This window comes from Mycobacterium sp. Aquia_213, assembly GCF_026625985.1.
In the GTDB taxonomy this organism is placed as follows: domain Bacteria; phylum Actinomycetota; class Actinomycetes; order Mycobacteriales; family Mycobacteriaceae; genus Mycobacterium.
Genome location: NZ_CP113116.1, coordinates 3,871,378 through 3,897,015 on the forward strand (window position 1 = coordinate 3,871,378; position 25,638 = coordinate 3,897,015).

25 protein-coding genes and 1 pseudogene are annotated in these 25,638 nt (G+C 68.6%); 8 read left to right on the forward strand and 18 right to left on the reverse strand.

The features are described 5' to 3' along the window. Window positions 1-3: 3 nt before the first annotated feature. Genes truB through LMQ14_RS18075 form a run of 3 tightly spaced genes read right to left on the reverse strand, consistent with a single transcriptional unit; the run spans window position 4 to window position 2,470 of the window. Complete coding sequence (gene truB, locus LMQ14_RS18065; RefSeq protein ID WP_267730909.1) at window positions 4-897, reverse strand: tRNA pseudouridine(55) synthase TruB; 894 nt, start codon at window positions 895-897, stop codon at window positions 4-6. Beyond that, window positions 894-1,580, reverse strand: coding sequence for a 4'-phosphopantetheinyl transferase family protein (locus LMQ14_RS18070; RefSeq protein WP_267730910.1), 687 nt, complete (start codon window positions 1,578-1,580; stop codon window positions 894-896). Before LMQ14_RS18070 ends, truB begins: the two co-directional genes overlap by 4 nt. Beyond that, complete coding sequence (locus tag LMQ14_RS18075) at window positions 1,577-2,470, reverse strand: metallophosphoesterase family protein (protein WP_267730911.1); 894 nt, start codon at window positions 2,468-2,470, stop codon at window positions 1,577-1,579. The genes LMQ14_RS18070 and LMQ14_RS18075 overlap by 4 nt, the downstream gene beginning before the upstream one ends. A 229-nt stretch (window positions 2,471-2,699) precedes the next feature. Between LMQ14_RS18075 and LMQ14_RS18080 the strand changes: the two genes are divergently transcribed. Together LMQ14_RS18080 and LMQ14_RS18085 are read left to right on the forward strand one after the other, a co-directional pair. Beyond that, window positions 2,700-3,284: a DUF3558 domain-containing protein gene (locus LMQ14_RS18080; protein ID WP_267735578.1), complete on the forward strand. Its 585-nt coding sequence runs from the start codon at window positions 2,700-2,702 to the stop codon at window positions 3,282-3,284. Window positions 3,285-3,378: 94 nt separating this feature from the next. Beyond that, window positions 3,379-5,079 carry a CocE/NonD family hydrolase gene (locus LMQ14_RS18085; protein ID WP_267730912.1) on the forward strand — a complete coding sequence of 567 codons (1,701 nt, stop codon included), beginning with the start codon at window positions 3,379-3,381 and terminating at the stop codon, window positions 5,077-5,079. Here the strand turns inward: LMQ14_RS18085 and LMQ14_RS18090 are convergent. Further along, complete coding sequence (locus LMQ14_RS18090; protein ID WP_267730913.1) at window positions 5,038-5,598, reverse strand: DUF1802 family protein; 561 nt, start codon at window positions 5,596-5,598, stop codon at window positions 5,038-5,040. The two genes, LMQ14_RS18085 and LMQ14_RS18090, sit on opposite strands and share 42 nt — an antisense overlap. Beyond that, window positions 5,595-5,864 (reverse strand): DUF2277 domain-containing protein, encoded by a 270-nt coding sequence (locus LMQ14_RS18095; protein WP_096286228.1) that lies wholly within the window; start codon window positions 5,862-5,864, stop codon window positions 5,595-5,597. Before LMQ14_RS18095 ends, LMQ14_RS18090 begins: the two co-directional genes overlap by 4 nt. A gap of 43 nt (window positions 5,865-5,907) precedes the next feature. Here LMQ14_RS18095 and LMQ14_RS18100 point away from each other — a divergent pair, with 43 nt between their 5' ends. From LMQ14_RS18100 to LMQ14_RS18110, 3 genes are all read left to right on the forward strand, one after another. Next, a complete protein-coding gene (locus LMQ14_RS18100; protein ID WP_267730914.1) occupies window positions 5,908-6,657 on the forward strand; it encodes an enoyl-CoA hydratase in 750 nt (249 codons plus the stop codon). A gap of 15 nt (window positions 6,658-6,672) precedes the next feature. After that, window positions 6,673-7,038 carry a hypothetical protein gene (locus LMQ14_RS18105; protein ID WP_267730915.1) on the forward strand — a complete coding sequence of 122 codons (366 nt, stop codon included), beginning with the start codon at window positions 6,673-6,675 and terminating at the stop codon, window positions 7,036-7,038. Window positions 7,039-7,120: 82 nt separating this feature from the next. Next, window positions 7,121-7,702: a hypothetical protein gene (locus LMQ14_RS18110; RefSeq protein ID WP_267730916.1), complete on the forward strand. Its 582-nt coding sequence runs from the start codon at window positions 7,121-7,123 to the stop codon at window positions 7,700-7,702. A 7-nt stretch (window positions 7,703-7,709) separates the two neighbouring features. Here LMQ14_RS18110 and LMQ14_RS18115 read toward each other — a convergent pair whose 3' ends face one another. From LMQ14_RS18115 to rimP, 6 genes are all read right to left on the reverse strand, one after another. After that, window positions 7,710-8,720: a DHH family phosphoesterase gene (locus LMQ14_RS18115; protein WP_267730917.1), complete on the reverse strand. Its 1,011-nt coding sequence runs from the start codon at window positions 8,718-8,720 to the stop codon at window positions 7,710-7,712. Then, entirely contained in the window at window positions 8,695-9,183 is a 489-nt protein-coding gene (rbfA, locus tag LMQ14_RS18120) for a 30S ribosome-binding factor RbfA (RefSeq protein ID WP_267730918.1), read from the reverse strand. The genes LMQ14_RS18115 and rbfA overlap by 26 nt, the downstream gene beginning before the upstream one ends. Beyond that, a complete protein-coding gene (gene infB, locus LMQ14_RS18125) occupies window positions 9,183-12,053 on the reverse strand; it encodes a translation initiation factor IF-2 (RefSeq protein WP_267730919.1) in 2,871 nt (956 codons plus the stop codon). Before infB ends, rbfA begins: the two co-directional genes overlap by 1 nt. A gap of 63 nt (window positions 12,054-12,116) precedes the next feature. Further along, the gene (locus tag LMQ14_RS18130) at window positions 12,117-12,440 is read right to left on the reverse strand and encodes a YlxR family protein (protein WP_420714538.1); all 324 of its coding nucleotides are present in this window, start codon (window positions 12,438-12,440) and stop codon (window positions 12,117-12,119) included. Between the two features lie 170 nt (window positions 12,441-12,610). After that, window positions 12,611-13,660 (reverse strand): transcription termination factor NusA, encoded by a 1,050-nt coding sequence (nusA, locus tag LMQ14_RS18135; RefSeq protein ID WP_267730921.1) that lies wholly within the window; start codon window positions 13,658-13,660, stop codon window positions 12,611-12,613. After that, window positions 13,657-14,199: a ribosome maturation factor RimP gene (gene rimP / locus LMQ14_RS18140; RefSeq protein ID WP_267730922.1), complete on the reverse strand. Its 543-nt coding sequence runs from the start codon at window positions 14,197-14,199 to the stop codon at window positions 13,657-13,659. The genes nusA and rimP overlap by 4 nt, the downstream gene beginning before the upstream one ends. Before the next feature lie 214 nt (window positions 14,200-14,413). Here rimP and LMQ14_RS18145 point away from each other — a divergent pair, with 214 nt between their 5' ends. Together LMQ14_RS18145 and LMQ14_RS18150 are read left to right on the forward strand one after the other, a co-directional pair. After that, window positions 14,414-14,947, forward strand: a complete 534-nt coding sequence (locus LMQ14_RS18145) for a hypothetical protein (protein ID WP_267730923.1) — start codon at window positions 14,414-14,416, stop codon at window positions 14,945-14,947. After that, window positions 14,944-15,390 carry a ferritin-like domain-containing protein gene (locus LMQ14_RS18150; RefSeq protein WP_267730924.1) on the forward strand — a complete coding sequence of 149 codons (447 nt, stop codon included), beginning with the start codon at window positions 14,944-14,946 and terminating at the stop codon, window positions 15,388-15,390. Before LMQ14_RS18145 ends, LMQ14_RS18150 begins: the two co-directional genes overlap by 4 nt. Window positions 15,391-15,476: 86 nt before the next feature. Here the strand turns inward: LMQ14_RS18150 and LMQ14_RS18155 are convergent, their stop codons facing one another. After that, window positions 15,477-17,234, reverse strand: a complete 1,758-nt coding sequence (locus LMQ14_RS18155; RefSeq protein WP_267730925.1) for a proline--tRNA ligase — start codon at window positions 17,232-17,234, stop codon at window positions 15,477-15,479. Window positions 17,235-17,863: 629 nt separating this feature from the next. On the opposite strand from LMQ14_RS18155, the gene LMQ14_RS18160 reads away from it, so the two are divergent. Further along, window positions 17,864-18,172: a hypothetical protein gene (locus LMQ14_RS18160; protein WP_267730926.1), complete on the forward strand. Its 309-nt coding sequence runs from the start codon at window positions 17,864-17,866 to the stop codon at window positions 18,170-18,172. A gap of 160 nt (window positions 18,173-18,332) precedes the next feature. On the opposite strand, the gene LMQ14_RS18165 is transcribed toward LMQ14_RS18160, so the two are convergent. From LMQ14_RS18165 to LMQ14_RS18190, 6 genes and pseudogenes are all read right to left on the reverse strand, one after another. Beyond that, entirely contained in the window at window positions 18,333-19,937 is a 1,605-nt protein-coding gene (locus tag LMQ14_RS18165; RefSeq protein WP_267730927.1) for an MFS transporter, read from the reverse strand. Window positions 19,938-19,959: 22 nt separating this feature from the next. Next, window positions 19,960-21,176, reverse strand: a pseudogene (cobA, locus tag LMQ14_RS18170) (uroporphyrinogen-III C-methyltransferase). An 80-nt stretch (window positions 21,177-21,256) separates the two neighbouring features. After that, entirely contained in the window at window positions 21,257-22,660 is a 1,404-nt protein-coding gene (locus LMQ14_RS18175) for a cobyrinate a,c-diamide synthase (RefSeq protein ID WP_267735579.1), read from the reverse strand. Continuing rightward, window positions 22,657-23,271: a cob(I)yrinic acid a,c-diamide adenosyltransferase gene (cobO, locus tag LMQ14_RS18180; protein ID WP_267730928.1), complete on the reverse strand. Its 615-nt coding sequence runs from the start codon at window positions 23,269-23,271 to the stop codon at window positions 22,657-22,659. The genes LMQ14_RS18175 and cobO overlap by 4 nt, the downstream gene beginning before the upstream one ends. A 31-nt stretch (window positions 23,272-23,302) precedes the next feature. After that, window positions 23,303-25,141: a magnesium chelatase subunit D family protein gene (locus tag LMQ14_RS18185; protein WP_267730929.1), complete on the reverse strand. Its 1,839-nt coding sequence runs from the start codon at window positions 25,139-25,141 to the stop codon at window positions 23,303-23,305. After that, window positions 25,138-25,608 (reverse strand): GNAT family N-acetyltransferase, encoded by a 471-nt coding sequence (locus tag LMQ14_RS18190; RefSeq protein WP_267730930.1) that lies wholly within the window; start codon window positions 25,606-25,608, stop codon window positions 25,138-25,140. The genes LMQ14_RS18185 and LMQ14_RS18190 overlap by 4 nt, the downstream gene beginning before the upstream one ends. Window positions 25,609-25,638: the final 30 nt, after the last annotated feature.

The window sequence follows — 25,638 nt, forward strand, 5'->3', positions numbered from 1 at the left end:
CCGCTAGAGCGTCGCGGGACGAATCACCACGACGGACTTGGTCCGCGAACCCTCGTCGCGCAGCAGCGCGATGACCCGGCCGTCGTCGTCGCTGGCGGCATACACACCGTCGATGCCGGCCGGCGACAAGGACCGCCCGTGGCTGGCCGCCTCGGCTTCCTCGGGGGTCAGGACGCGGCGCGGGAACACCAGCAGGCACGCGTCGTCCAGCGTCCAGCTCAGCCGCGGCCCCTCGGCGAGTTCGTCGAGCGTGCGCGCCTGGTCCAGCTCGAAGGACCCGACGCGGGTGCGCCGCAACGACGTCAGATGCCCGCCCACCCCGAGCGCGGACCCGAGGTCGCGGGCCAGCGCGCGGATGTAGGTTCCCGACGAGCAGTCGACATCGACGTCGAGGTCGATGACGTCGCCGGACCGCCGGGTCGCCGACACCTCGAACCGGTCGATGCGTACCGGGCGGGCCTTCAGTTCGACGGCCTGGCCCTCGCGGACCAATTGATACGCGCGCCGGCCGCCGACCTTGATCGCGCTGACCGCCGACGGCACCTGCTCGATATCGCCGCGGAACCCGGCGACCGCGGTGGCGATCGCCTCGTCTGTCACGTGTTCGGCCGAGATGCTTTGCAGCAGTTCACCTTCGGCATCCTCGGTAGAGGTGGTCTGGCCCAGGCGGATGGTGGCTGCATACGACTTCGAGGACGCCGTCAACAGGCCGAGGATCTTGGTGGCGCGCTCGACCCCGATCACCAGTACGCCGGTGGCCATCGGGTCCAGTGTGCCCGCGTGGCCCACCCGGCGGGTGGAGAAGATTCGTCGGCAGCGCCCCACCACGTCGTGGCTGGTCATTCCGGCCGGCTTGTCGACAATGACGATGCCTGGGCCGGTGGGGCTTTCGGTCATAGGACGATCGCGGTGAGCACGAGTTCGCGGTCGACCGACCAGCGGCCGCGCAGCGCGGTCAGCGGCGGACCCGACAGCGCCTCCGGATCGATCAAGATCTGCGAGACGAACGTGCCGCCGGCCGGGCCGTCGGCCTCGAAACTGATGTGGGCGTCTTCGAAACCCAGCCATCTCTTGGTCAGGGGGTACCACGCCTTATACGTTGCTTCCTTGGCGCAGAACAGGATTCGATCCCAATGCAGACCGTCCGGCATGGCCTGGGGAATTTCGGTGCGCTCGGCCGGCAGGCTGATCGCATCCAGCACGCCGTTGGGCAGCACGTCGTGCGGTTCGGCGTCGATGCCCACCGAGCGCACCGCGGCACTGCGCCCCACCACCGCACCGCGATACCCCGTGCAGTGGGTGAGGCTGCCGACCACGCCGTCGGGCCAGCAGGGTTCGCCCTTGTCGCCCTTGAGGATTGGCACCGGCGGCAGACCCAGCTCACCCAGCGCGATCCGGGCGCAGTACCGGACGGTGACGAATTCGTTGCGCCGCTTGGCAACCGACTTGGCGACCAACGGCTCTTCTTCGGGCAACGGGGCCAGGCCCGGCGGGTCGGAGTACACCTCCGAATACGCCATCGAATGCGCCGTTTCGACGGTCGCCGGCAACACCGACGACACCAGCATCTCTGCGGTCATCCCGATTGCCGCTGCCGCAACTTTTCCCGGAACTGCGCGGCCTGCGCCTTCATCTCGGGAGTGATCACGAAGTGACCGCCGAAGTCGTTGAGGTAACCCGGGGCGTACTGCGGGTCCGGCAGCACCTGGCGCAGCCAGCTGTAGGGCTTGCGGCGCCGCCACTCCCGCGGGTAGCCGACCGAGACTTCCTCGAAGCGCACGTCGTCGTACCAGGTAGTCCGCGGAATGTGCAGGTGGCCGTAGACCGAGCAGATGGCGTTGTAGCGGGTGTGCCAGTCGGCGGTCTTGGTGGTCCCGCACCACAGCGAGAACTCCGGGTAGAACAACGCGTCGCAGGGCTCGCGCACCAGCGGGAAATGGTTCACCAGGACCGTCGGCGTCATCCAGTCGAGCTGTTCGAGGCGGGCCCGGGTGATGTCCACCCGCTCGCGACACCAGGCGTCGCGGGTGGGGTACGGCTCCGAGGAGAGCAGGAATTCGTCGGTGGCCACGATGTTGTTCCGGCGCGCGATTTCCAGGCCTTCGGCTTTGCTCCGCGCCCCCTCTGGCAAGAAGGTGTAGTCGTACAGCAAGAACATCGGCACGATCGTGGCCGGACCGCCGCGTTCGGTCCACACCGGGAAGGGATGTTCCGGCGTGACCACGCCCATCTCGTCGCAGATGTTCACCAGGTAGTCGTAACGCGCCTTGCCGAAGACCTGATTCGGATCGCGATTGGTGGTCCACAGCTCATGGTTGCCCGGCACCCAGATCACCTTGGCGAACCGGCGTCGCAGCAGGTCAAGGGCCCAGCGGATCTCGTCGGTGCGCTCGGCGACGTCGCCGGCGACGATCAGCCAGTCATCCGGCGAGGACGGATGCAGCGATTCGGTGACCGGCTTATTGCCCATGTGACCCGTGTGCAAGTCGGAGACCGCCCACAGTGTCGGCTGTCCCCCGTTAGTCGCGTCCCGCGTAACCACAAGTAACCAGCCTAACGATCCGGCGCGGTGACCCCCGGTCCCGCTGCGACTTTCGGCCGTCACAACCTGTCAGTTAGAACAAGTTCAGGTTTGGCTGTGACCTCGCGCACGTGACTTGTACACTCCCGGCAAAGGGATGGCCGAGGGCAGGGGTGTCATGTTTTCCAAGGTGCGCCTGGTCGGGGCGCTCGGTGCGGTGCTGACAGCGGTCATTGCGGGCACGGTTGGCTTGCAAGGCGCGTCGCCCGCCCCGACCGGCGGCAAGGCCGTCGATCTGCGGTCTACGGCACAGCCGCTGGAAACCACGATGAAGAGTCCGATCATCGCCACCACCGACCCGAGCCCGTTCGATCCGTGCCGGGACATCCCGTTCGACGCTTTGCAGCACCTCGGGCTGGCGTTCACCCCGCCCGAGCCGCAGGACGGGCTGCGCTGCCAGTTCGACGCGGGCAACTACCAGCTGGCCGTCGAGCCGATCATCTGGCGTACTTACGAGCAGTCCCTGCCGCCGGACGCCCTGGAGACCACCATCCAGGGACACCGCGCCGCAACGTACTGGGTGCTCAAGCCGACCTACCACAACAGCTACTGGTTCTTCTCCTGCATGGTGGCCTTCAAGACCAGCTACGGGGTCCTGCAGCAGGCGCTGTTCTACTCGACGGTGTACTCCAACCCCGAGGTGGACTGCCCGTCCACCAACCTGCAGCGGGCCAACGACCTCACGCCGTACTACAAGTTCTAGCCCGGCCCCGCGTGGGTCGGCACGATCTGTTGTGACTGAACCGTTTTCGAGTCGCAGCAAAGTATCGATGCCGGTCGGCCGTAACCTGATGGACGTGAGTACGACGTCGACTCGTTCCGGGGAACCCGCGCTGCACAGCCTGACTCAGGCCGGCGTCAACGCCGCGAGCCGGCTGCTGGGTCTGCGGCCGGCCACCACCGGTTACACCGTGAATCGAGTCGAAGTCCCGATGCGCGACGGGATGCGGCTGGTGGCCGATCACTACGCACCGACCACGTCCAGCCCGGCCGGCACCGTGCTGGTGCGCGGACCCTACGGGCGGGGATTTCCGTTCTCGCTGTTGTTCGCCCGGCCGTACGCCGCGCGGGGCTACCACGTCGTAGTGCAGAGCGTGCGCGGCACGTTCGGGTCCGAGGGTGTTTTCGAGCCGATGGCCAACGAGGCCGCCGACGGCGCCGACACCGCCGCATGGCTGGTCAAGCAGCCGTGGTTCACCGGCCGCTTCGCCACCATTGGCCTGTCGTATCTGGGTTTCACGCAGTGGGCGTTGTTGCAGGACCCGCCGCCGGAACTGGCCGCGGCCGTCGTCGCCGTGGGCCCGCACGATTTCCACGCCGCGGTGTGGGATACCGGCTCGTTCACCATCGACTTTCTCGGGTGGAGCAACATGGTGTCCCACCAGGAGGACGCCAGCCGCCTCCGGGCCGGGATCCGCCAGCTGCAGGCCCCGCGCAAGGTCGCACGGGCGGCCACCGGGGTGCCGTTCGGTGAGTCGGCGCGCGCACTGCTCGGCACCGGGGCGCCGTGGTTCGAATCCTGGGTAGCGCACCGCGATCAGGATGACGCGTTCTGGGAGCCAATGCGCTGCGGCGCCGCGCTGGACCGCGTGCAGGTGCCGGTCTTGCTGATGGGCGGCTGGCAGGACGTCTTTCTGGGCCAGACGATGCAGCAGTATGCGCACCTGCGCCGCCGCGGCGTGGACGTCGCGCTCACGGTCGGCCCCTGGACCCACACCCAGATGCTCAGCAAGGGCCTGTCCAGCAGCGCGCGCGAGACCCTGGACTGGCTGGACACCCACCTGGCGGGCATGTCCCCGAGCCGCCCCAGCCGGGTTCGCGTCTGCGTCACCGGCCAGGGCTGGCGCCACCTGCCCGACTGGCCGCCCGTCACCTCGCAGCGCGCGCTGTACCTGAGGCCCGGCCGCTACCTGGACGACACGTCGCCCACCGACCTGCCGAAGCTGCCGCCGGCGACGTTCCGCTACGACCCCGCCGACCCGACACCGACCACCGGCGGTCCGCTGCTTTCGCCGGCCGGCGGCTACCGCGACGACAGCCGCCTCGCGCTGCGCGACGACGTGCTGACCTTCAACAGCGCGACCCTGCTGCACGATCTGTGCGTGTACGGAAGTCCGGTCGTCGAGCTGGCGCACCGCTCGGATAACCCGGATGTCGACCTGTTCGTCCGGGTCAGCGAGGTCGACGCCAAGGGCCGGTCGCGCAACGTCAGCGACGCGTACCGGCGGCTGGGCGCGCACGCCAAGACCGTCAAGATCGAACTCGACCCGATCGCGCACCGCTTCCGCGCCGGCTCACGCATCCGGCTGCTCATCACCGGCAGCTGGTTTCCGCGTTACGCGCGCAACCTGGGCACCGGCGAGCCGACGCTGACGGGTCGGCATTCGAAACCGGCCACCCACACCATCGCCTACGGGCGGTCCCGGCTGCTGCTTCCGGTCGGTCCGCTCGACCTGTCAGCCAACGGCGTCGCGAACCCTGGCAGCGACCTCGGCTAGCGCGGCGTCGTCGTGCACCGGCGCCCCCACCGCCGGGCGCGCCGACAGCTGCACCCAGCTGGTGCAGCCCCCGTAGTCGGGCGTGCGCGTCAGGCGGATCGGCTCGATCAGCGGACTCACGGACACCACCAGCGCGGCGAGCTTGTGTTTGGGCCGGAAATCGAGCCGGTCGGCGCGCACCGACTCGGCGGTCCAGATGTGCAAGTCCTCGATCTCCGCGAGCCGCTCCGGCCGGTTAACCGCCAGTGCCGCAACCACTTTCGCTGCCGCACGGATCACCAGCCGATCCTCGGTACTGTCGGTCGCCGCCGCGGCCAGCAGGTCGCGATGCTCGGGCCGGACCCGGCCGGTGTGGCTGTGCGCGACGGTCGGAAACAGCAAGAACTCACCGGCTGCCACCTCGAACCGCTTCTCCCCGATGCCGCCCTTGCGCAACAGCACGTACTGGCGACCGCGCAGCAGTGCATGCACGGCCGCGCTCCACTCCTTGAGTGCGGGCGTCGTTGCGGTGAGTGTCATTTCGTCGCGGCGAGGCGGGCGACCACCTCGGGTCGGCGCAACGGCGGCACGGTCTTGGGCGGCTGACGGCGCGGCGGCAGGGACTCCAGCAAGCGGGTCGTGGTCTGCGTGACCTCGGCGACCGCGGCCTCGAACGCCTCGACGTTGGCTGCCGACGGGCGCGTGATGCCACTGACTTTGCGCACATACTGGCGCGCGGCCGCGGCGATCTCCTCAGCCGTGGCCGACGGCTGCAACCCGCGCAGTTCGGTGATATTCCGGCACATCCCTCAACGATAGGCGCAGCGCGCGACCCTCTACGGTGATGCCATGAGCGACGACATCCTGCTGATCACCACCGACGAGCGGGTGCGCACCCTGACCCTGAACCGGCCGCAGTCGCGCAATGCACTGTCCTCGGCGCTGCGGGATCGGTTCTTCGGGGCGCTGACCGACGCCGAAACCGATGACGACGTCGACGTCGTGATCCTCACCGGGACCGATCCGGTGTTCTGCGCGGGGCTGGACCTCAAGGAGCTGGGTGATTCGACGGCCCTGCCCGACATCTCGCCGCGGTGGCCGTCGATGACCAAGCCGGTGATCGGCGCGATCAACGGAGCCGCGGTCACCGGCGGGCTGGAGCTGGTGCTGTACTGCGACGTCGTAATCGCGTCGGAGCAGGCACGCTTCGCCGACACGCATGCCCGGGTGGGCCTGCTACCGACCTGGGGCCTGTCCGTGCGGCTGCCCCAGAAAGTGGGCATCGGCCTGGCCCGGCGGATGAGTCTGACCGGCGATTACCTGTCGGCCGCCGATGCGCTGCGCGCCGGACTGGCCACCGAGGTGGTGCCACACGACCGGCTGCTGGCGACCGCACGTCAGGTGGCCGCCTCGATCGTCGGCAACAACCAGAACGCGGTACGCGCATTGCTGTCCTCCTATCACCGCATCGATGAGTCGCAGACCAGCGAGGGCCTGTGGCTGGAAGCCATGGCGGCCAGGCAATTTCGGACCAGCGGCGACGACATCGCCGCCAATCGCGAAGCGGTGCTGCAACGCGGTCGGGCGCAAGTCCGGTAACGGCGCCCGCCACGCATGCCCGAACCGACCCGCGGACGGTCCACCGCCGACATCGTCGCGACGGCGCTGCTGTTTCTCGGCCAGCTGGCGGCGAGCGCGCTGCTATTCGTCCCGGCAATGCTGGGGACAACACTGGCCACCTGCGGCGCCAACTGCGACAGTGCCGAGGTGAGCCGCGTCGTGCACAGCACCTGGACCGGGGCGCTGATCATGGTGTCCGGAGTGGGGATTGCGCTGCTGGTGGCGGCCTGCGGAACACTCGTTTCCGGCCTGCGCGGGACCTTGATGTGGAAGTGGCCGGCGCTCGGGCTGGCGATCGTGATGGGCTGCTTTTTGATCACGATGGGCCTGTGGGTGAACCCCACGCCCGGGACCGGTTGAATCACCGGTTATCGCCAGCCGCAGCAACACCCAATACGATCCAAACAGCTACCCAACCCAGCGAGCACGGCAGGAGGAATCGATGCGCATTATCGTCGACCTCACGATGCGGGTTCTTGGCATCCTGACCCTGGTCATCGTGTCGGCGATCGCATCCGGGCAGCACGCGTGGGCACAGCCGCCGCCACGTTTTCCCAGTCTCGACGGATTCACCGCGGTTCCGGCCGACGGCTATCTCACGACGTCGCTGCCGGGCAGCTCACCCCGGATAAGTTTCTCGGCCCCGAACTCGGTGGTGTGCGACTTCTATGGCGGGCCGGCGCCCGCCCCGCAACCATCACAGGACATTAAGTGCAATGGCGAAGTGCCCGGAATAGACGACATTCTCTTTCCCGGCGGCGGCCACCCGAAACCGGGCGACTGCGTGGAGGGCTCGGTGAATTTCAAGGGACCCGGCTACGCACTGAGCCGGATGTCCTACGGCGGCTGCGGCGGCAGCCCGGCCGCACTGCCGTATGCCGGTAAGGCATTGGCCGCCGGGCAGAAGTTGTCCTACCTCAACGTCACCTGCGCCGTGGGCGCCGACAACCTGATCGCCTGTCTGGATACCACCAGCGGGGACCACGGATTCGTGCTGCAGACCGTGGGAAGCTGGGCGTTCTAGCCCAGCCCTAACCGAGCGCCGCGCGCAGCGAGGCCACCACATCGTCGATCGACCCGGCGGTCGAATAGCCGGCGGCCAGCCGGTGGCCACCGCCACCGAACACGGACGCGACCGCGGCCAGGTCCACATCGGCCTTGGCCCGCATCGACACCGACCATTGTTGCGGGTCAACCTCTTTGAACACCGCGGCCACCTCGGCCTGCTGCGTGGTGCGCACGATGTCGACGATGCTCTCGACTTCCTCCGGACGGGAGTTGGTCCAGTCCTGGTTGTCGACGACCGCGTAGACCAGCCCGCGCCCCCCGACCGCATCCGGCACCAATTGCGCCGAGCCGAGCACCCGGGACAGCAACGGTAGCCACCCGAACGGGTGGGTGTCCATCAGCGTTCGGCTGATCTTGGCGTTGTCCACACCGAGCTCGACCAGCCGGGCGGCCAGCCGGAACGCGCGGGCGCTGGCCCAGCGGAACGAGCCGGTGTCGGTGGTCAGCCCGGCGTAGATGCAGTGCGCGACATCGCGGTCGATCGGCTTGCCCCAGGCGTCAAGCAGCTCGGCCACCAAAAACGTCGTGGAGTCCGCCGACGGGTCGACGAAGTTGGCGGTGCCGAACATCTCGTTGGAGGCGTGGTGATCGATCACCAGCAGCGGCTGGTCCGGGCCGGCCAGTTCGCCGAGTGCGCCGAGCCTCTTGCGGCTCGGAACATCCACCGTCACAAGCAAATCGACATCGCGGCGCATCGTGTCGGGGCTCACCAGCAGCTGGCACCCGGGCAGCGAACGCAGCGACTCCGGCAGCGTCGCCGGCGCGGCGAAGCTGACCTCGACCTGTTTGTCGCTTCTGTCGAGCACGGTGGCCAACGCCAATCCCGCGCCGATCGTGTCGGCGTCGGGATGAACGTGGCAGATCACCCCGATTGTCGTTGCGGCCGAAAGCAACTCGGCGGCGCCGACCGCATCTACCCGCGACCCCGTGATCGGGACGCGGGCCAGTTCAGTCTTCGGGTCGATGGTCGTCACCGGCGTCCCCAGCGTCGTGCCCGCCCGCTGCCGCTCCGCTCTCACGGTATGGATCGGCCTCCCCGGCCGGCTTGGCTCCCACCCGAACCCGCGCCACGTCCTCGTCGGCGGCGCGCGCACGAGCCAGCAGCTCGTCCAACCGCTGCACGGTGTCCGTGGTCGTGTCCCGGGTGAACGTCAACGTGGGAGTGAAGCGCACGCCGGTGCCCGCACCGACCATGGTGCGCAACGTTCCCTTGGCCCGGTCCAGCGCGGCCGCGGCCGCCTCGTAGTCGGGCTCGTCGTCGAGCGTGGCTCCCATGACGGTGTAGAACAGCGTCGCGTCGTGCAGGTCGGCGGTCACCTTCGCGTCAACGATGGTCACCCCATCCAGGCCCGGATCCTTGATCTCGAATTCGATCGCCGAGGCGACGATCGTGTTGATCCGTTTGGCCAGCCGGCGCGCCCGTGCCGGGTCCGCCATCAGGCGCGCTCCTTCTCGACGAGCTCGAAGGACTCGATGATGTCGCCTTCCTTGATGTCGGAATACGTCAGCGTCATACCGCATTCGAAGCCCTCGCGAACCTCGGTCACGTCGTCCTTCTCGCGGCGCAGCGACGAGATCGTCAAGTTGTCGGCGACCACGATGTTGTCGCGCAACAATCGGGCCTTGGCGTTGCGGCGCACGATGCCCGAGCTGATGATGCAACCGGCGATGACACCGACCTTCGAGGACCGGAAGATCGCCCGGATCTCGGCACGGCCCAGCTGGTTCTCCTCGTAGATCGGCTTGAGCATGCCGCGCAGGGCCTTCTCGATCTCGTCGATGGCCTGGTAGATCACCGAGTAGTACCGGATGTCCACGCCTTCGCGGTTCGCCAGCTCCGTCGCCTTGCCTTCGGCACGCACGTTGAAGCCGATGATCACCGCATCCGAGGCCGACGCCAGGTTGACGTTGGTCTCGGTGATGCCACCGACACCGCGGTCGATGACGCGCAGCTCCACCTCGTCGTCGATCTCGATGCCCATCAGGGCCTCTTCCAGCGCCTCGACGGTACCGGCGTTGTCGCCCTTGAGGATCAGGTTCAGCTGGCTGGTTTCCTTCAGCGCGGCATCCAGATCGTCCAGGCTGATCCGCTTGCGGGACCGGGCCGCCAGCGCGTTGCGCTTGCGGGCGCTGCGCCGGTCGGCGATCTGGCGGGCAATGCGGTCCTCGTCGACGACCAGCAGGTTGTCCCCGGCGCCGGGCACCGACGTGAAACCGATGACCTGCACCGGCCGCGACGGCAGCGCCTCGTGGACGTCCTCGCCGTGCTCGTCGACCATCCGCCGGACCCGGCCGTAGGCGTCGCCGGCGACGATCGAGTCACCGACCCGCAGCGTGCCGCGCTGGATCAGCACGGTGGCCACCGGTCCTCGACCGCGGTCCAGGTGCGCCTCGATCGCCACACCCTGGGCTTCCATGTCGGGGTTGGCCCGCAGGTCCAGGGCTGCATCGGCGGTCAACAGCACCGCCTCCTCGAGCGCCTCGATGTTGGTGCCCTGCTTGGCCGAGATGTCGACGAACATCGTGTCGCCACCGAAATCCTCTGCCACCAAACCATATTCGGTGAGCTGGCCGCGGATCTTGGCCGGGTCGGCACCTTCCTTGTCAATCTTGTTGACTGCCACCACAATCGGCACGTCGGCCGCCTGCGCGTGGTTGATCGCCTCCACCGTCTGCGGCATCACGCCGTCGTCGGCGGCGACCACCAGGATCGCGATGTCGGTGGCCTTGGCACCGCGGGCACGCATGGCGGTGAACGCCTCGTGACCCGGGGTGTCGATGAAGGTGATCAGCCGCTCGCTGCCCTCGAAGTCGACCCCGACCTGATAGGCGCCGATGTGCTGGGTGATGCCACCGGCCTCGCCCTCGCGGACGCTGGCATTCCGGATGGTGTCCAGCAGCCGGGTTTTACCGTGGTCGACGTGACCCATCACGGTCACCACCGGCGGACGGGTCTGCAGATCGTCCTCGCCGCCCTCGTCCTCGCCATAGGTGAGGTCGAACGACTCCAGCAGCTCACGGTCTTCGTCCTCGGGACTGACGACCTGGACGACGTAGTTCATCTCGCTGCCCAGCAGCTCGAGCGTCTCGTCACCGACCGACTGGGTGGCCGTCACCATCTCGCCGAGGTTGAACAGCGCCTGCACCAACGAGGCCGGATTGGCATTGATCTTGTCGGCGAAGTCGCTCAGCGATGCGCCGCGGGCCAGCCGGATGGTCTCGCCGTTGCCGTGCGGCAACCGCACGCCACCGACGACCGGCGCCTGCATGTTCTCGTACTCAGCGCGTTTCGCCCGCTTCGACTTGCGACCGCGCCGCGGCGCGCCGCCGGGACGGCCGAACGCACCGGCCGCACCGCCACGCTGGCCGGGACGGCCACCGCCGCCACCACCACCGCCGGGGCCACCGCCACCGGGACGGCCGCGGAAACCGCCGCCGGCGCCTGGTGCGGCTCCGACGCCACCACCACCGCCGCCGCCGCCGCGGTAGTTACCGCCGCCACCGGACCCGCCACCGGGACCGCCGCCGGGACCACCGGGACGGCCACCGCCGGGACGGGGGCCGCCGCCACCGGGACGTGCTCCCGATCGCTGGAAGCCGCCACCGCCACTACTGCCACCGGGACGCGGCGGCATGCTGCCGGGCGAAGCACCACCAGGCCGCGGTGCGCCGGGTCGGGGAGCCCCCGGGCGCGGCGCCTGCGGACGCGGAATGGGCCGGTCGACGGGCTGCGCCGACGAGAACGGGTTGTTGCCGACGCGCGGGGTGCGCGCCGCCGGCTTCGGGATCGGTCCGGGCCGCGGGCCGGGCGTCGCACCGGGCGCCGGGGCCTCTTGGCTGGGCGCCTGACCGCCGAGTTCCGGCGGTTTCGGCTGTCCGGGGGCCGGGGCCGAGGGACGCGTGGGTGCCGGCGCGGGCCGTCTGGGCGCCGGCGTCGGCGCTGCGGGCGTTTCGGTCCCCGAAGCCGCGGAAGCCGCCGGGGCAGGCGCGGCGGAGGGGGCAGCCGGTACGGCCGAGTCAGCGGCCTTCGCGGGTGCGGCGCTCGCCTCACCATTGCCGGAGGGCTTTTGAATCGCCCTGTCCAGGGCCTTGTCGAGCGAGCGGTCCGGGCTCTTCGGCGCGCTCTTGGCGCCGCCCGCGGGCTTGCTCCCGCCGAACGACTCGCGCAGCCGGCGAGCTACCGGGGCCTCTACGGTCGACGACGCGGATTTAACGAATTCGCCCTGATCATTCAGCCGGGCGAGAACTTCCTTGCTGGTGACACCGAGTTCCTTAGCCAACTCGTGTACGCGGGCCTTACCTGCCACTACATCTCCTGTCTATGAGGCGACAGCAGCGGGCCGCGCCTCGGGTTTAGCTATGACGCATGGTCATCGGGACTTCACGGTGTGCTCATGTTCTTCGCTACCTGTTCTGTTGCCGGGCGAGTCGGGCACCCCTAAGTGCTCGACCAACGCGGATGTGTCCGGTGGACGGTCGATGCGCAGCGCTTTGGTGAAAGCCCGCCGCCGAATCGCTTCGTGTACGCACCGCGGTACGGGATGCAGCCATGCACCCCGCCCCGGCAGGCGAGTCGCCGTGTCAACGATCACGGCATATTCGCCGTTCCCGGTAGACACCGCCACCACTCGGAGCAATCGGACGGCCAACTCTCGCTTCCGGCACCCCACACACGTCCGCACGGGTCCACCCATGTGTCTGTGCGCCGAGGCCGAAGGCTTGCGCTGGATCACGGCTCAGTCTAGCGTCACGGAACCGATGGTCAGAACCACCCGCAACCGCACCGTAACCTGCGCGCCCGATCCCGGCCGCGACCGCGACAAACCGGCTTCACCAAACTCAAACGCGCAGCGGTGACGTCGGGCTAGTGGTCGTGGGCCATCGGGTGGCTGGCACCGTGTTCGGGCTGGTCCTCCCCTGCGGCACCGGCGGGCGAATCGCCGCGAATGTCGATGCGCCACCCGGTGAGCCGGGCCGCCAGCCGCGCGTTCTGCCCCTCCTTGCCGATGGCCAGGGACAGCTGAAAGTCGGGCACCACCACGCGGGCGGCGCGGGCGGTCTGGTCGATGACCGACACCGAAACCACCTTCGCCGGCGACAACGCGTTGGCGACGAACCGGGCCGGGTCCTCGTCGTAGTCGATGATGTCGATCTTCTCTCCGGAAAGCTCGCTCATCACGTTGCGGACCCGCTGCCCCATCGGACCGATGCAGGCGCCCTTGGCGTTCAGTCCCTGCACCCGGGACGCGACGGCGATCTTGGAGCGGTGCCCCGCCTCGCGCGCCACGGCCACGATCTCCACCGACCCGTCGGCGATCTCGGGGACCTCCAGCGAGAACAACTTGCGGACCAGGTTGGGGTGGGTGCGCGACAACGTGATCAGCGGCTCACGCGAACCCCGCGTCACGCCGACCACATAGCAACGCACCCGGTTGCCGTGCTCGTAACTCTCGCCGGGGACCTGTTCGGCCGCCGGGATGACGCCCTCGGAGGCTTTGGTCTCGCTGCCCATCCGCACGACGACCAGACCGCGGGCGTTCGCGCGGCTGTCGCGCTGAATCACGCCGGCGACGATTTCGCCTTCGCGGGTGGAGAACTCGCCGTAGGTGCGCTCGTTCTCCGCGTCGCGGAAGCGCTGCAACATCACCTGGCGCGCGGTGGTCGCGGCGATGCGGCCGAAACCCTCAGGGGTGTCGTCCCATTCGCTGATGACGTTGCCGTCCTCGTCCACCTCGCGGGCCATCACCTTCACGACGCCGGTCTTGCGGTCGATCTCGATCCGCGCATCGTTCTGGTGGCCCTGGGTGTGGCGGTAGGCGGTCAGCAACGCCGACTTGATCGTCTCGAGCAGCTCGTTGACCGAGATACCCCGGTCCACCTCGATCGCGTGCAACGCCGCCATGTCGATATTCATGCTCCGGCCTCCGTTCTCCGGGTCTCACCCACACCCGCCAGATCCAGCTCGGCTGCCGATGGCGACGAAAACTCGACCTGGACAACAGCTTTCGCGATCTGAGCGAGCGGGATGTCACGCACTGCCCAGTCGCGGCCGTCGCGGACCACCAGCGCCACCGCGTCGGCACCGGTCTGACCCACCCGGCCGGTCAATTGCGATCCGTCCGACAACTCCAGCTCGACCTTGCGGCCGCGCGCACGGCGGAAGTGTTTCTCAGTGGTGAGCGGACGGTCCACGCCGGGCGAGCTGACCTCGAGAACATAGCTGTCGCCGATGCCGTCCAGGCCGTCCAGGCCGTCCAGCAAAGCCGACGCCGACCGTGACAGGGTCGCAACGGTGTCCAGGTCCAGGGCGGTGTCGCCATCGGCAATCACCGTGATTCGGGGCGGACGCACCCGGGGATCGATGACCACATCTTCGATTTCATAGCCAGCGCGCGCGAACTCGCCACCGAGTAGCTCGATCACCTGCGTCTGTGACGGTAGCCCGGTGGTCACGGCGAGCTCCTCATCTTGAGTTGTCCGGTCATCTAGCTGATGTCGCCGCCCAGCCATCTTCGGGCGGCGTCCGGCGTCCCGGTGGAACGCATAGCTGCCGTTCCGCGAGAACCAGCTACTAACGATACGCCAGGAATCGCGTATGACGAGGTGATCGCGTAGGTCGAGGTCCACCGCAGCAGGCCCGGCACGCGGCCAATGGCAGGATGTTGCTGTGCCTAGCGCTGTACCCGTCACCAACAGGCGGGGTGTGCTCGCCGGGGGTGCCGCGCTTGCCGCGCTCGGGGTGGTCGTATCCGCCTGTGGCGAGTCCCCGCCGAAACCCCCCGCGGTCGAACAGCTGCTGGGTCCGTTAGACCAGGCTAGACACGACAGCACGCTTGCCGGTGCCGCCGCCGCGGCCGTCGGCGTTGCGCCGCAGATCGCGGCCGCGCTGTCGGTGGTCGCCAACCAGCGCGCCGCGCACGCCCGCGCGCTGTCCACCGAGATCGCCCGGGCGGCTGGCAAGCTCACCGCCTCATCGAGCGAGACGACCAGCCCCACCCCCAGCCCGGCCGCCCCCGCCGGGCCACCGCCGCCGCCACCCCCGGTGTCCGACGTGATCAACGCACTGCGCACCTCGGCGGACAACGCCACTCGCCTGGTGTCCTCCGAGTCGGGCTACCGCGCGGGACTGCTCGCCTCGATCGCCGCGTCGTGCACGGCGTCCTACCTGGTTGCGCTGGTACCCGGAGGGCCGTCGATATGACCTCGGGCAACGACGCCGACAATGCGGCGCTCTGCGATGCACTGGCCGTCGAGCACTCGACCATCTACGGCTACGGCATCGTGTCCGCGCTGTCGCCGCCGAGCGTCAACAACCTGGTGGTGGAGGCGCTGCTGACGCATCGTCAGCGTCGCGACGACGTGATCGCCATGCTGGCCGCCCGCAAAGTCACCCCGCCTCCTGCCGCCGCCGGCTATCAGTTGCCACTGCTGGTGGGTAGTCCGGCCGACGCGGCTCGCCTGGCGGTGCGGATGGAAAGCGACGGTGCGACGGCGTGGCGCGCGGTCACCGAACACGCCGAGACCGCCGAGGACCGTGCGTTCGCCGCGACGGCCCTGACACAGAGCGCGGTGATGGGCGCCCGATGGAACCGCATCCTGGGCGCCTGGCCGATCACGACCAGCTTCCCGGGCGGCAACGAATAGCTCCGGCTAGCCGGTCTCGCGGCGATCGCGAGCGCGGCGCAGCCGGGAGCATGGGGGCACCTCCCGCTTGCGGGGGAGGGTCGCCGCTATCCAGCAAGCGCCGCCACGATGTCGGTGGCCAGCGAGGCCCCGGCCGCCAGCTCGCGAGTCTGCCCGCCGAAGCGGTCGCGCAGCTCCACCACGCCGTCGGCCCACCCCCGCCCGACCACGACGACCCAGGGCATCCCGAGCAGCTCGGCGTCCTTGAACTTGACGCCGGGCGAAGCCGTGCGGTCATCCAGCAGCACCTCGAGCCCCAGCCGGTCCAGATCGGCGGCCAGCGCCGTGGCCCCTTCGCGCGCCTGCGGGTCTTTGTTGGCGATCACCAGGTGCACGTCGAACGGCGCGATCGAGGCCGGCCAGCGCAGACCCAGCTCGTCGTGCTGCTGCTCGGCGACGACGGCGACCAGGCGCGATACCCCGATGCCGTAGGAGCCCATCGTCAGTCGCACCGGCTTGCCGTCCTCGCCGAGCACGTCGGCGGTGAACGCATCGGTGTATTTGCGGCCCAACTGGAAGATGTGGCCGATCTCAATACCGCGCGCCATGACCAGCGGGCCGGCCCCGTCCGGAGACGGGTCGCCTTCGCGCACCTCGGCGGCCTCGATGGTGCCGTCGGCGGTGAAGTCACGTCCGGCCACCAAGCCGACCACATGGCGGCCCGGCTCGTCAGCTCCGGTGATCCAGCTGGTGCCGTCCACCACACGTGGGTCGACGAGATAGCGAACCTCGTTGGCCTGCAACGCCTTCGGGCCGATATAGCCCTTGACCAGAAACGGGTACTTGGCGAAGTCCGCGTCGCCGAGCAACGCATATTCGGCCGGCTCCAGCGCGGCGCTCAGCCGTTTGTCGTCGACCTCCCGGTCACCGGGCACCCCGATGGCCAGCAGCTCCCACTCCCCGCCGGGCTGGCGGACCTTGACCAAGACGTTCTTGAGGGTGTCCGCCGCGGTGACGGTGCGACCCAGACCGGCTCCGTTGGCCCACTCGACCAGGGTGGCGATGGTCGGGGTGTCGCCGGTGTCGTGCACCACGGCCTCGGGCAATCCAGCCACGACTTCCGCGGGCTTGGCCTCGGGCTGGGCGGTGATCACCGCTTCGACGTTGGCCGCGTATCCGGATTCCGCGCAGCGGACGAAGGTGTCCTCGCCGATCGGGCTCTCGGCCAGGAACTCTTCCGACGCGCTGCCGCCCATCGCGCCCGACACCGCCGACACGATGACGTAGCGGACCGCCAGCCGGTCGAAGATGCGCTGGTACGCCTCGCGGTGTGCGTGGTAGGCCGCCTTGAGCCCGGCCGCGTCGAGGTCGAAGGAGTAGGAGTCCCCCATGACGAATTCCCGGGCCCGCAGGATGCCGGCCCGCGGCCGCGCCTCGTCGCGGTACTTGATCTGGATTTGGAAGAGCGTCAGCGGAAAGTCCTTGTAGGAGCTGTACTCGCCCTTGACGGCCAGGGTGAAGAACTCTTCGTGCGTGGGAGCGAGCATGTAGTCGTTGCCGCGGCGGTCCTGCACGCGGAACACCCCGTCGCCGTATTCGGTCCAGCGATTGGTCGTCTCGTAGGGCCCGCGCGGTAGCAGCCCGGGGAACAGAATCTCCTGCCCGCCGATCGCGTTCATCTCCTCGCGCACAACACGTTCGATGTTGCGCAGCACCCGCAACCCCAGCGGCAGCCAGCTGTACAGCCCGGGGGCAACCTGGCGGATATATCCGGCCCGCACCAGCAGTTTGTGGCTGGGCACTTCGGCGTCGGCGGGGTCGTCGCGCAGGGTGCGCAGGAACAGCTCGGACATCCGGGTGATCACAGCGGGCCAGCCTAGCGTGCGGCGGGTTTCACGCCCGCGGGCACACGGCGACCGACTCAGCGGGTTTCGCGGCTAAACCTGGTACCAGCGAGAACGCGCTTCAAGATCGCCCAGGCACATTGCAACGGACCCTTTGTACTGCAGTCGTAGAACCGCTCTAGACCAGTTCTACACCGTATCTAAATGGGTTTATTGATACATATCATCCGATAAAGGACGATATATGTATGACTGACATTACCTCGTATACGGCATCCCAGATCCTGGGAGTGTCGACACGTGAAGTGCGTCGGTTGGCTGCTGAGGGTCGTATTCAGGGCCCGCGTTACGTGGGTAGGACGTTGGTGCTTGACGCCGCAGAAGTGCACCGGTTAGCGCGCTCCCGCAGGCGCCCGGGACGGCCGTGGTCGGAGAGGGTCACGTGGGCGGCGTTAAGTGTTTTGTCGGGGAAAGATGCGGATTGGCTGTCGGCGGCGGAGCGAACACGTTTGATGCACCGACTTCGAAAGGTCACGGCTGAAGACCTTGAGTATCTTGCGATGCACCGCGCCCGAGTAAGGCGTTTTCGCGCGCGGGAGTCTCAGCTCGATGACCTTGGTGAGTATGTCGTTCCCACAGGTGGTGCGGCATTGAACGACGCACAGCTAAGGCTGTTGGGGCTTACCGGGGCTGAGCGACACCTCGACGGCTACGTGCCGCTGTCGGAGGTAGAAACCTTGAAGGACAAGTTCGGGCTGGTTGAGGATCCTTCAGGAAATGTGACCTTGCGGGCGGTAAGTATCGAGGATGCGTTCGAGGACGGCACCACTCCGGCTGCGGCAGTCTTTTTGGATCTGGCGGGTTCGCTTAATACACGAGAAAGCGCTGCGGGATTGCGAGAAGCCGACGCTCTGATTGCCGCTGTGGCCGCAACAACCGCGGCGTATGGGCAGAACTAAGCCCACTTCATAGCACGACTGGATAGCGATCAAGGCGCGCCCACACCGCCCGATACTTTCACCAAGCAGATTGCCGAAACAGTCAGCAACCGCCACAGTGATATCCGCTCAAAGCACGATCACTTGCGGAACGGGCAGACCGGCGACGGCCCGCCGGGAGCTAGATCTCGCCGGCGTCGATGGCTTCCTTGACCTCTTGCGCGTGCGCGACCTGCTCCGGGGTGTACCCGATGAACAGGGCGGCAAGGCCGACGATGACGGCCGTTCCGGCCACCCACAGCAGGCCGTAGGTGTAGCCGTGGTCGAGCGCGGTCAGCTGAGCGTCGTTCATGAACTTCACCGGGCCGGTGGTACCGCCCAGGTACAAGGTGCGCGAGGTGATGACGGCCTGGATGACGGCCAGCACCAGCGGGCCGCCCAGGCTTTGCAGCATCAGCGTCATCGCCGACACCGGCCCGATCTGGTCGAAACCGACGCCCGCGATCGCCGCGAGCGTCAGCGGGACGACGACCATGCCGATGCCGATTCCGCCGACGACGATCGGCAGCACCAGGTTCGGGAAGTAAGGCACGCCGCGGTGCATGAACGCCGAGCCGTAGATCATGGCGAGCAGCAGCAGCCATCCGCCGCCGATGGTCAGCACCCGCGGCGAGAACCGCGACACCAGCTGCGAGGAGATGCCGAGGCCGATTCCCATCGCGATGACGAACGGGATGAATCCGACGCCCGCGCGCAGCGCGCTGTACCCCAGGATGTCCTGGACGTACAGGCCGATGCAGACGGTCAGGCTGAACATCACGCCACCGGCCAGCAGGATCGCGGCGAACGTGACCAGCCGGTTGCGGTCGCGGAACAATTCGAACGGCACGACGGGGTTCTCGGCGGTGCGCTCCACGATGGCGAACGCGATCGCGGCGGCCACGGCCACCACACCCGAACCGAGGGTGATCACCGACAGCCAGCCCTTTTCCGGGCCCATCGAGAAGGCGAAAACCGCGGCGGTGCAAGCCAAGGTGGCCAGCATCGCCCCGGCGGCGTCGAGCTTCATCCGCTCCCGGTTGGTCTCGCGCAGCGCGGTGCGGGCCAGGTAGATCATCACCAGCCCGATCGGCACGTTGACCAGGAAGGCGAGCCGCCACGACCATTCGGTCAGCGCCCCACCGACGACCAGGCCCATCACCGAACCGATCGCGGTCATCGCGGCGAAGACTGCCGTGGCCGCGTTGCGAGCCGGGCCCTTGGCGAAGGTCGTGGCGACCAGGGCCAGACCGGTCGGCGATGCGATGGCCGACCCGACACCCTGCAAGAGCCGGGCGACCACCAGCGTCACCTCATCCCAGGCCACCGCGCACAGCACCGAGGAGATGGTGAACAGCGTGACGCCGACGATGAAGGTGCGTTTGCGGCCGATGGTGTCGCCGAGGCGGCCGCCCAGCAGCATCAGCCCGCCAAAGGTCAGCACATACGCGGTGATCACCCAGCTACGGCCGGCGTCAGACAGGCTCAGCTCGTTTTGAATCTTAGGAAGCGCGACGATCGCGACGGTGCTGTCCATCGTTGCCAGCAGCTGCATACCGCCGATGGCGATCACGGCCGCGATGAAGCGACGCGAGGGCAACCAGGTCGGGTAATACCTGCTAGTGCGCGTGGTGGCGGTCCCGGAAGAGGTTTCGGACGGACGCTGGGTGCGCTCCGGTGCCGGACGATCGGGGCGCACAGCAGACCAATTTTGGGCCGCGCGCTCAGTGTCGTTGAGGGCCGTCATAACGGGTTACCTTACAGTAATCTTAAGAATCGTTTAAACCCCGAACGCCGCCACGGGCCCGATCACGATGATCGCGGGAGGTCTGATCCCTTCCGCCCGAACCTTCTGCGGCGTGTCGGCCAGCGTGGCCCGCAACGTGTGCTGCGCCGGAGTCGTTCCGTGCTGAACCACCAGTACCGGCGTATCCGCAGGTCGCCCGCCTTTTAGCAGCACGTCGACGAAGAGTTCGATGCGTTCGACGGCCATCAGCAAGACGATCGTGCCCGACAATGCGGCCAGTGCATTCCAATTCACTAACGATTCGGGATGCCCGGGCGCCAGATGCCCGCTGACCACCACGAACTCGTGATTTACCGCCCGATGAGTGACCGGAACGCCCGCCAGCGCGGGCACCGCTATGGCACTCGTCACACCGGGGACCACCGTGACCGGAATGCCGGCGTCGACGCACGCGATCACTTCCTCATAGCCGCGGGCGAACACGAAGGGGTCGCCGCCTTTGAGGCGGACCACGAAGCGTCCGGCGCGGGCCCGCTCGATCATCACGTCGTTGATCGCGTCCTGGGCCATGGCCCGCCCGTACGGGATCTTGGCGGCATCGATGACTTCGACGTGCGGCGGCAGTTCGGCGAGCAGTTCGGGCGGCGCCAGCCGGTCGGCGACCACGACGTCGGCCTGGGCGAGCAGCCGTCGCCCGCGGACGGTGATCAGCTCGGGGTCACCGGGGCCGCCGCCGATCAGCGCCACCCCGCCGCGCACGACATCGGAGCTCTCTGGGCTTTCCGGCGCGATTGCCCCGGTCTGCAGCGCCTCGCGGATGGCCGACCGGATCGCGGCCGACCTGCGGTGCTCGCCACCGGCCAGCACCCCCACCGACAGCCCGGCGTACTCGAACGACGCCGGGGTCACCGCGGTGCCCTCGATGGCGATGTCGGCGCGCACACAGAAGATCTGCCGGCTGTCGGCCTCGGCGACCACGGCCTCGTTGACCGCCGCGTCGTTGGTGGCCGCGATCGCGTACCAGGCTCCGTCGAGGTCACCGTCGCGGTATTCGCGCACCGTCAAGGTGATTCCGCTCATCGCCTCGACAGCGGGGGTCGCGGTCCGGGTGATCACGTGAACGTCAGCACCGCTGGAGATGAGCAGGGGTAGCCGCCGCTGGGCGACCGAGCCTCCGCCAACCACGACGACCTTCTTGCCGGTCAGCCGCAATCCGACGAGGTAGGGGCTCTCGGTCACCCGGCAAGCCTAGTAGTTGCCTCGGCTGACGCCGCGAACGTAACGCCACGGCGTTTTTTCGCCTCAATTCCACCGTGGCGTTACGCTCGCGAGCTCCCGGGTCGCGAGCTCTCAGGGCGCCCGCCCGCGGCGCGTGCGACGAAACGCGCCACCGCGTCGGGCACCGCGGCGGGGTGCGTGTGCAGGTACGACGCGTGTACCCCGGCGTGCACCACGCCGTCGCGCATCGGCGTTGCCTCGGGGTCCGCGGCCCGGTACACCCAGGCGGGCTGGTAGCTCTGGGTGAAGCTGATCTCGGTCCGGTGGAATTCGTGCCCGACCACCCGCGCCCCGGCGGGATACAGCGCCGAATCGGCCACCGCGACCGCGTCGCGATACGCCAACTTCAGCTGCGGGGTGAACCGCGCCGAGCCGCCCAGCACTCCGCACATCGGGTACCCGTCGAGTTCGGAGGCCAGGTAGATCAGACCGGCGCATTCGGCGTGCACCGGTGCGCCGCGGGCTGCCAGAGCGTGAATCTGTTGTCGTACCACATCATTGGCGGAAAGGTCGGCGGTGAACTGTTCGGGGAAGCCGCCGGGCAGCAGCACGGCGTCGGTGCCGTCGGGCAGCGTATCGACCAGCGGGTCGAACTCGACCACGTCGGCGCCGGCGGCGCGCAGCAACTCGGCATGTTCGGCGTAGCCGAAGCTGAAGGCCTTCCCGGCGGCCATCGCGACCGTGGCGCGGCGGCCGGCCGTCTCCCCCACTGCGGCAACGGGATCCCACGGCGCGCCGCTGTTGCCGCTTCGGGCGACCGCCAGCACCGCGGCCAGGTCGACGTGCCGCGCGATCAGGGCGGTCATCGCCTCGACCGCGAGCCGGGCCCGCCGCCCGTATTCGACCGCGGTGACCAGGCCCAAATACCTTGACGGCAGCTCTAATTCGGCGGTGCGCGGTATGGCACCCAACACCGGGATACCGGTCTGCTCGCAGGCCTGACGCAGCACCTGCTCGTGTCGGGGCGATCCCACCCGGTTGAGAATCACCCCGGCGATCCGGGTTGCGGTGTCGAACGTTGAAAAGCCATGCAGCAGTGCGGCAATGCTGTGGCTCTGGCCGCGCGCGTCGACCACCAGGATCACCGGTGCACCCACCAGGGCGGCGACGTGAGCGGTGGAACCCGGCGGCGGGGACGTCGGGTCGGACCCGATCCGCCCGTCGAACAGCCCCATCACGCCTTCGATCACCGCGATGTCCGCGGCCGCGGAGCCGTGCGCGTAGAGCGGGCCGATCAGCGCTTCCCCCACCATCACCGGGTCGAGGTTGCGTCCGGGCCGACCCGCGGCCAGCCCGTGATAGCCGGGGTCGATGAAGTCGGGGCCCACCTTGAACGGCGCGACCGTATGCCCGGCCTCGCGCAACGCCCCGATCAAACCCGTTGCCACCGTGGTCTTTCCGCTGCCCGATACGGGCGCGGCGACGACGACCGCCGGGGCATTCACCACTCGATGCCCTTCTGACCCTTGCGTCCGGCATCCATCGGATGCTTGACCTTGGTCATCTCGGTGACCAAGTCGGCGGCCTCGACCAGCCGCGGCGGGGCGGCGCGTCCGGTGATCACCACATGCTGATGGCCGGGCCGGGCTCCCAACACGTCCACCACCTCGTCGACGTCCACCCAGCCCCACTTCAGTGGGTAGGTGAATTCGTCGAGCACATAGAAGTCGTGGCGCTGTTCGGCCAGCCGGCGCGAGATCTCCGCCCAGCCGTCGGCCGCCGCGGCCACGTGATCGTCCTCGCTGCCGGATCTACGCGACCAGGACCAGCCGCTGCCCATCTTGTGCCATTCGACCGCTCCCCCGACGCCGTGCTCGTCGTGCAACTGGCCGAGTTGGGAGAAGACGGCTTCCTCGCCCACCTTCCACTTCGCGCTCTTGACGAACTGAAACACCGCGACGTCGAGGCGGGCGTTCCACGCGCGCAACGCCATTCCGAACGCCGCGGTCGACTTCCCCTTGCCGTCGCCGGTGTGCACCGCCAGCAGTGGCAGATTGCGCCGGGCCCGGGTGCTCAGTCCGTCGTCCGGAATCTGCAATGGGGTTCCCTGTGGCATAAGGGCACACCTCCTTGTCGCGACCCGCCGCCTAGGCCGCGCTGCGCACGGCCCGGGTGAGTTGGTCGGCGTGCAGTTGCTCCAGCCGGACGGTCGGCGCGCCGAGTTGGCGGGCCAGCTGCCCGGCCAATCCCAGTCGCACGTAGGACGTTTCGCAGTCCACCACCACCGCCGCCGCACCCTCGGCGACCAGTCGCGACGCCGCGATTCGACTGCGGCCCAACGGGTCCGGGCCCGCGGTGGCCCGGCCGTCGGTGAGCACCACCACCAGCGGCCGCCGCGCCCGATCGCGCGCCCGTTCCCGCACGATCAGCTCGCGCGCGGCCAGCAGTCCCTCGGCCAGCGGGGTCTTACCGCCGGTATCGAATCGGGCTAGCCGCCGGCCCGCGATATGCGCCGACGACGTCGGCGGAAGCAACAGCCGCGCCTGCTGCTGTCGGAAGGTGATCACCGCGACCTTGTCGCGCCGCTGGTAGGCGTCGCGCAACAGCGACAGGGCGGCACCGCTCACCGCTGCCATCCGGTCGCGGGCGGCCATCGACCCGGACGCGTCGACGACGAAGATCACCAGGTTGCCTTCGCGTCCCTCGCGCACGGCGCGGCGCACGTCGTCGGGTCGCGGGCGCAGCGGCCCGGCTCCGGCGCGCTCGGCGGCCGACAGCAAGGTGGCGAAAAGGTGCAGTCCGTGCGCCGCGGGATCGTTGGCTTCGGCGGCGGCCACCACACTCCCCGCGCGGTTGCGGGCCCGCGAGCGACGTCCGGGCGCTCCTGCGCCGACGCCGGGAACCGTCAACGCGCGGGTACGAAACGTTTTCGACGGCGGGGCACTGGGCCGCGTCGCGGGCGGCCGGGGCTTCGCGGTGGACGACGACTCCTGTTGTGAGACAGGGTCATTGGTGGACTGCCCGCCGCCGGGCGGGTCGGGATCGGGCTCCGGATCGTCACCGGCCCGCGCCAAGGCCTCGTCCAGCTGCTCACGGTCGATGCCCGGGTCGTCGAACGGGTCCCGGCGGCGCCTATGCGGCAGCGCCAGCTCGGCCGCCACCCGGATGTCCTGCTCCTCGACGGTGGTCACACCCCGCCAGGCGGCGTGCGCGACAGCGGTGCGGGCCACCACCAGGTCGGCTCGCATCCCGTCGACGTCGAACGCCGCGCACAGCGCCGCGATGCGCCGTAACTCGTTGTCCGGCAACACCACATCGTCGACGAGCGCGCGGGCCGCGGCGATCCGCTGGGCCAGCTCGGCGTCGTCGGCGGCATACCGCGTGGCGAACCCGTCCGGGTCGGCCTCGTAGGCCAGCCGCTGCCGAATCACCTCCACCCGCACCTCGACATCACGAGAGGCATGCACGTCGACCGTCAGCCCGAACCGGTCGAGCAGCTGCGGGCGCAGTTCGCCTTCCTCCGGATTCATCGTGCCGATCAGCACGAACCGGGCCTCGTGCGTATGCGAGATGCCGTCGCGTTCGATGTGCACCCGCCCCATCGCGGCCGCATCGAGCAGCACGTCGACCAGATGGTCGTGCAGCAGGTTGACCTCGTCGACGTACAGCACCCCACCGTGGGCACGCGCCAGCAATCCAGGCGAAAAGGCATGCTCGCCGTCGCGCAGCACCCGCTGCAGATCCAGCGAGCCGATCACCCGGTCTTCGGTTGCACCCAAAGGCATTTCGACCAGGCCCGCTCCGGCGCCGTTGCTTCCGGTCGCCGCGGACAACAGCGCGGCAAGTCCGCGCACGGCCGTCGACTTGGCGGTGCCCTTCTCGCCCCGGATCAGCGCGCCGCCGATTTCCGGGCGTACCGCACACAACAGCAGCGCCAGCCGCAATTGATCGTGGCCGACGATCGCGCTGAAAGGGTAGGGCCTCACGGCTTTGCCGTCAGGCCGGAGCCGGGCCGCAGCATCGGGACGTGCGGAACCCCGTCGTCCATGAAATCGTCGCCGTCGCGGACAAAGCCATGGTGGGCGTACATCTCGGCCAGATAGGTCTGCGCGTTGATCCGGCACGGATAGTTGCCGACCTCGGCCAGCGCGGCGCGCAGCAGCCGGGTGGTGTGGCCCTGACCCCGCGCACTGCGTTTGGTGCACAGCCGCCCGATCCGGAACACCTTCTCCCCTCCGGCGTGCTCCTCCATCAGCCGAAGCGTGCAGATCACGTCGCCGTCATGCGTTTCCAGCCAGAAGTGCCGGGTCTCGGCGAGCAAGTCGCGCCCGTCCAGCTCCGGATACGGGATGGCCTGCTCGACGACGAACACCTCTACCCGTAGCTTGAGTAGCTCGTAAAGGGTTTGCGCGTCAAGGTCTTTGGCCCAGATGCGGCGAAGCGCTTCGGTCATTGGCGCCGCTCCTCCTCATCGCTTCGCTCT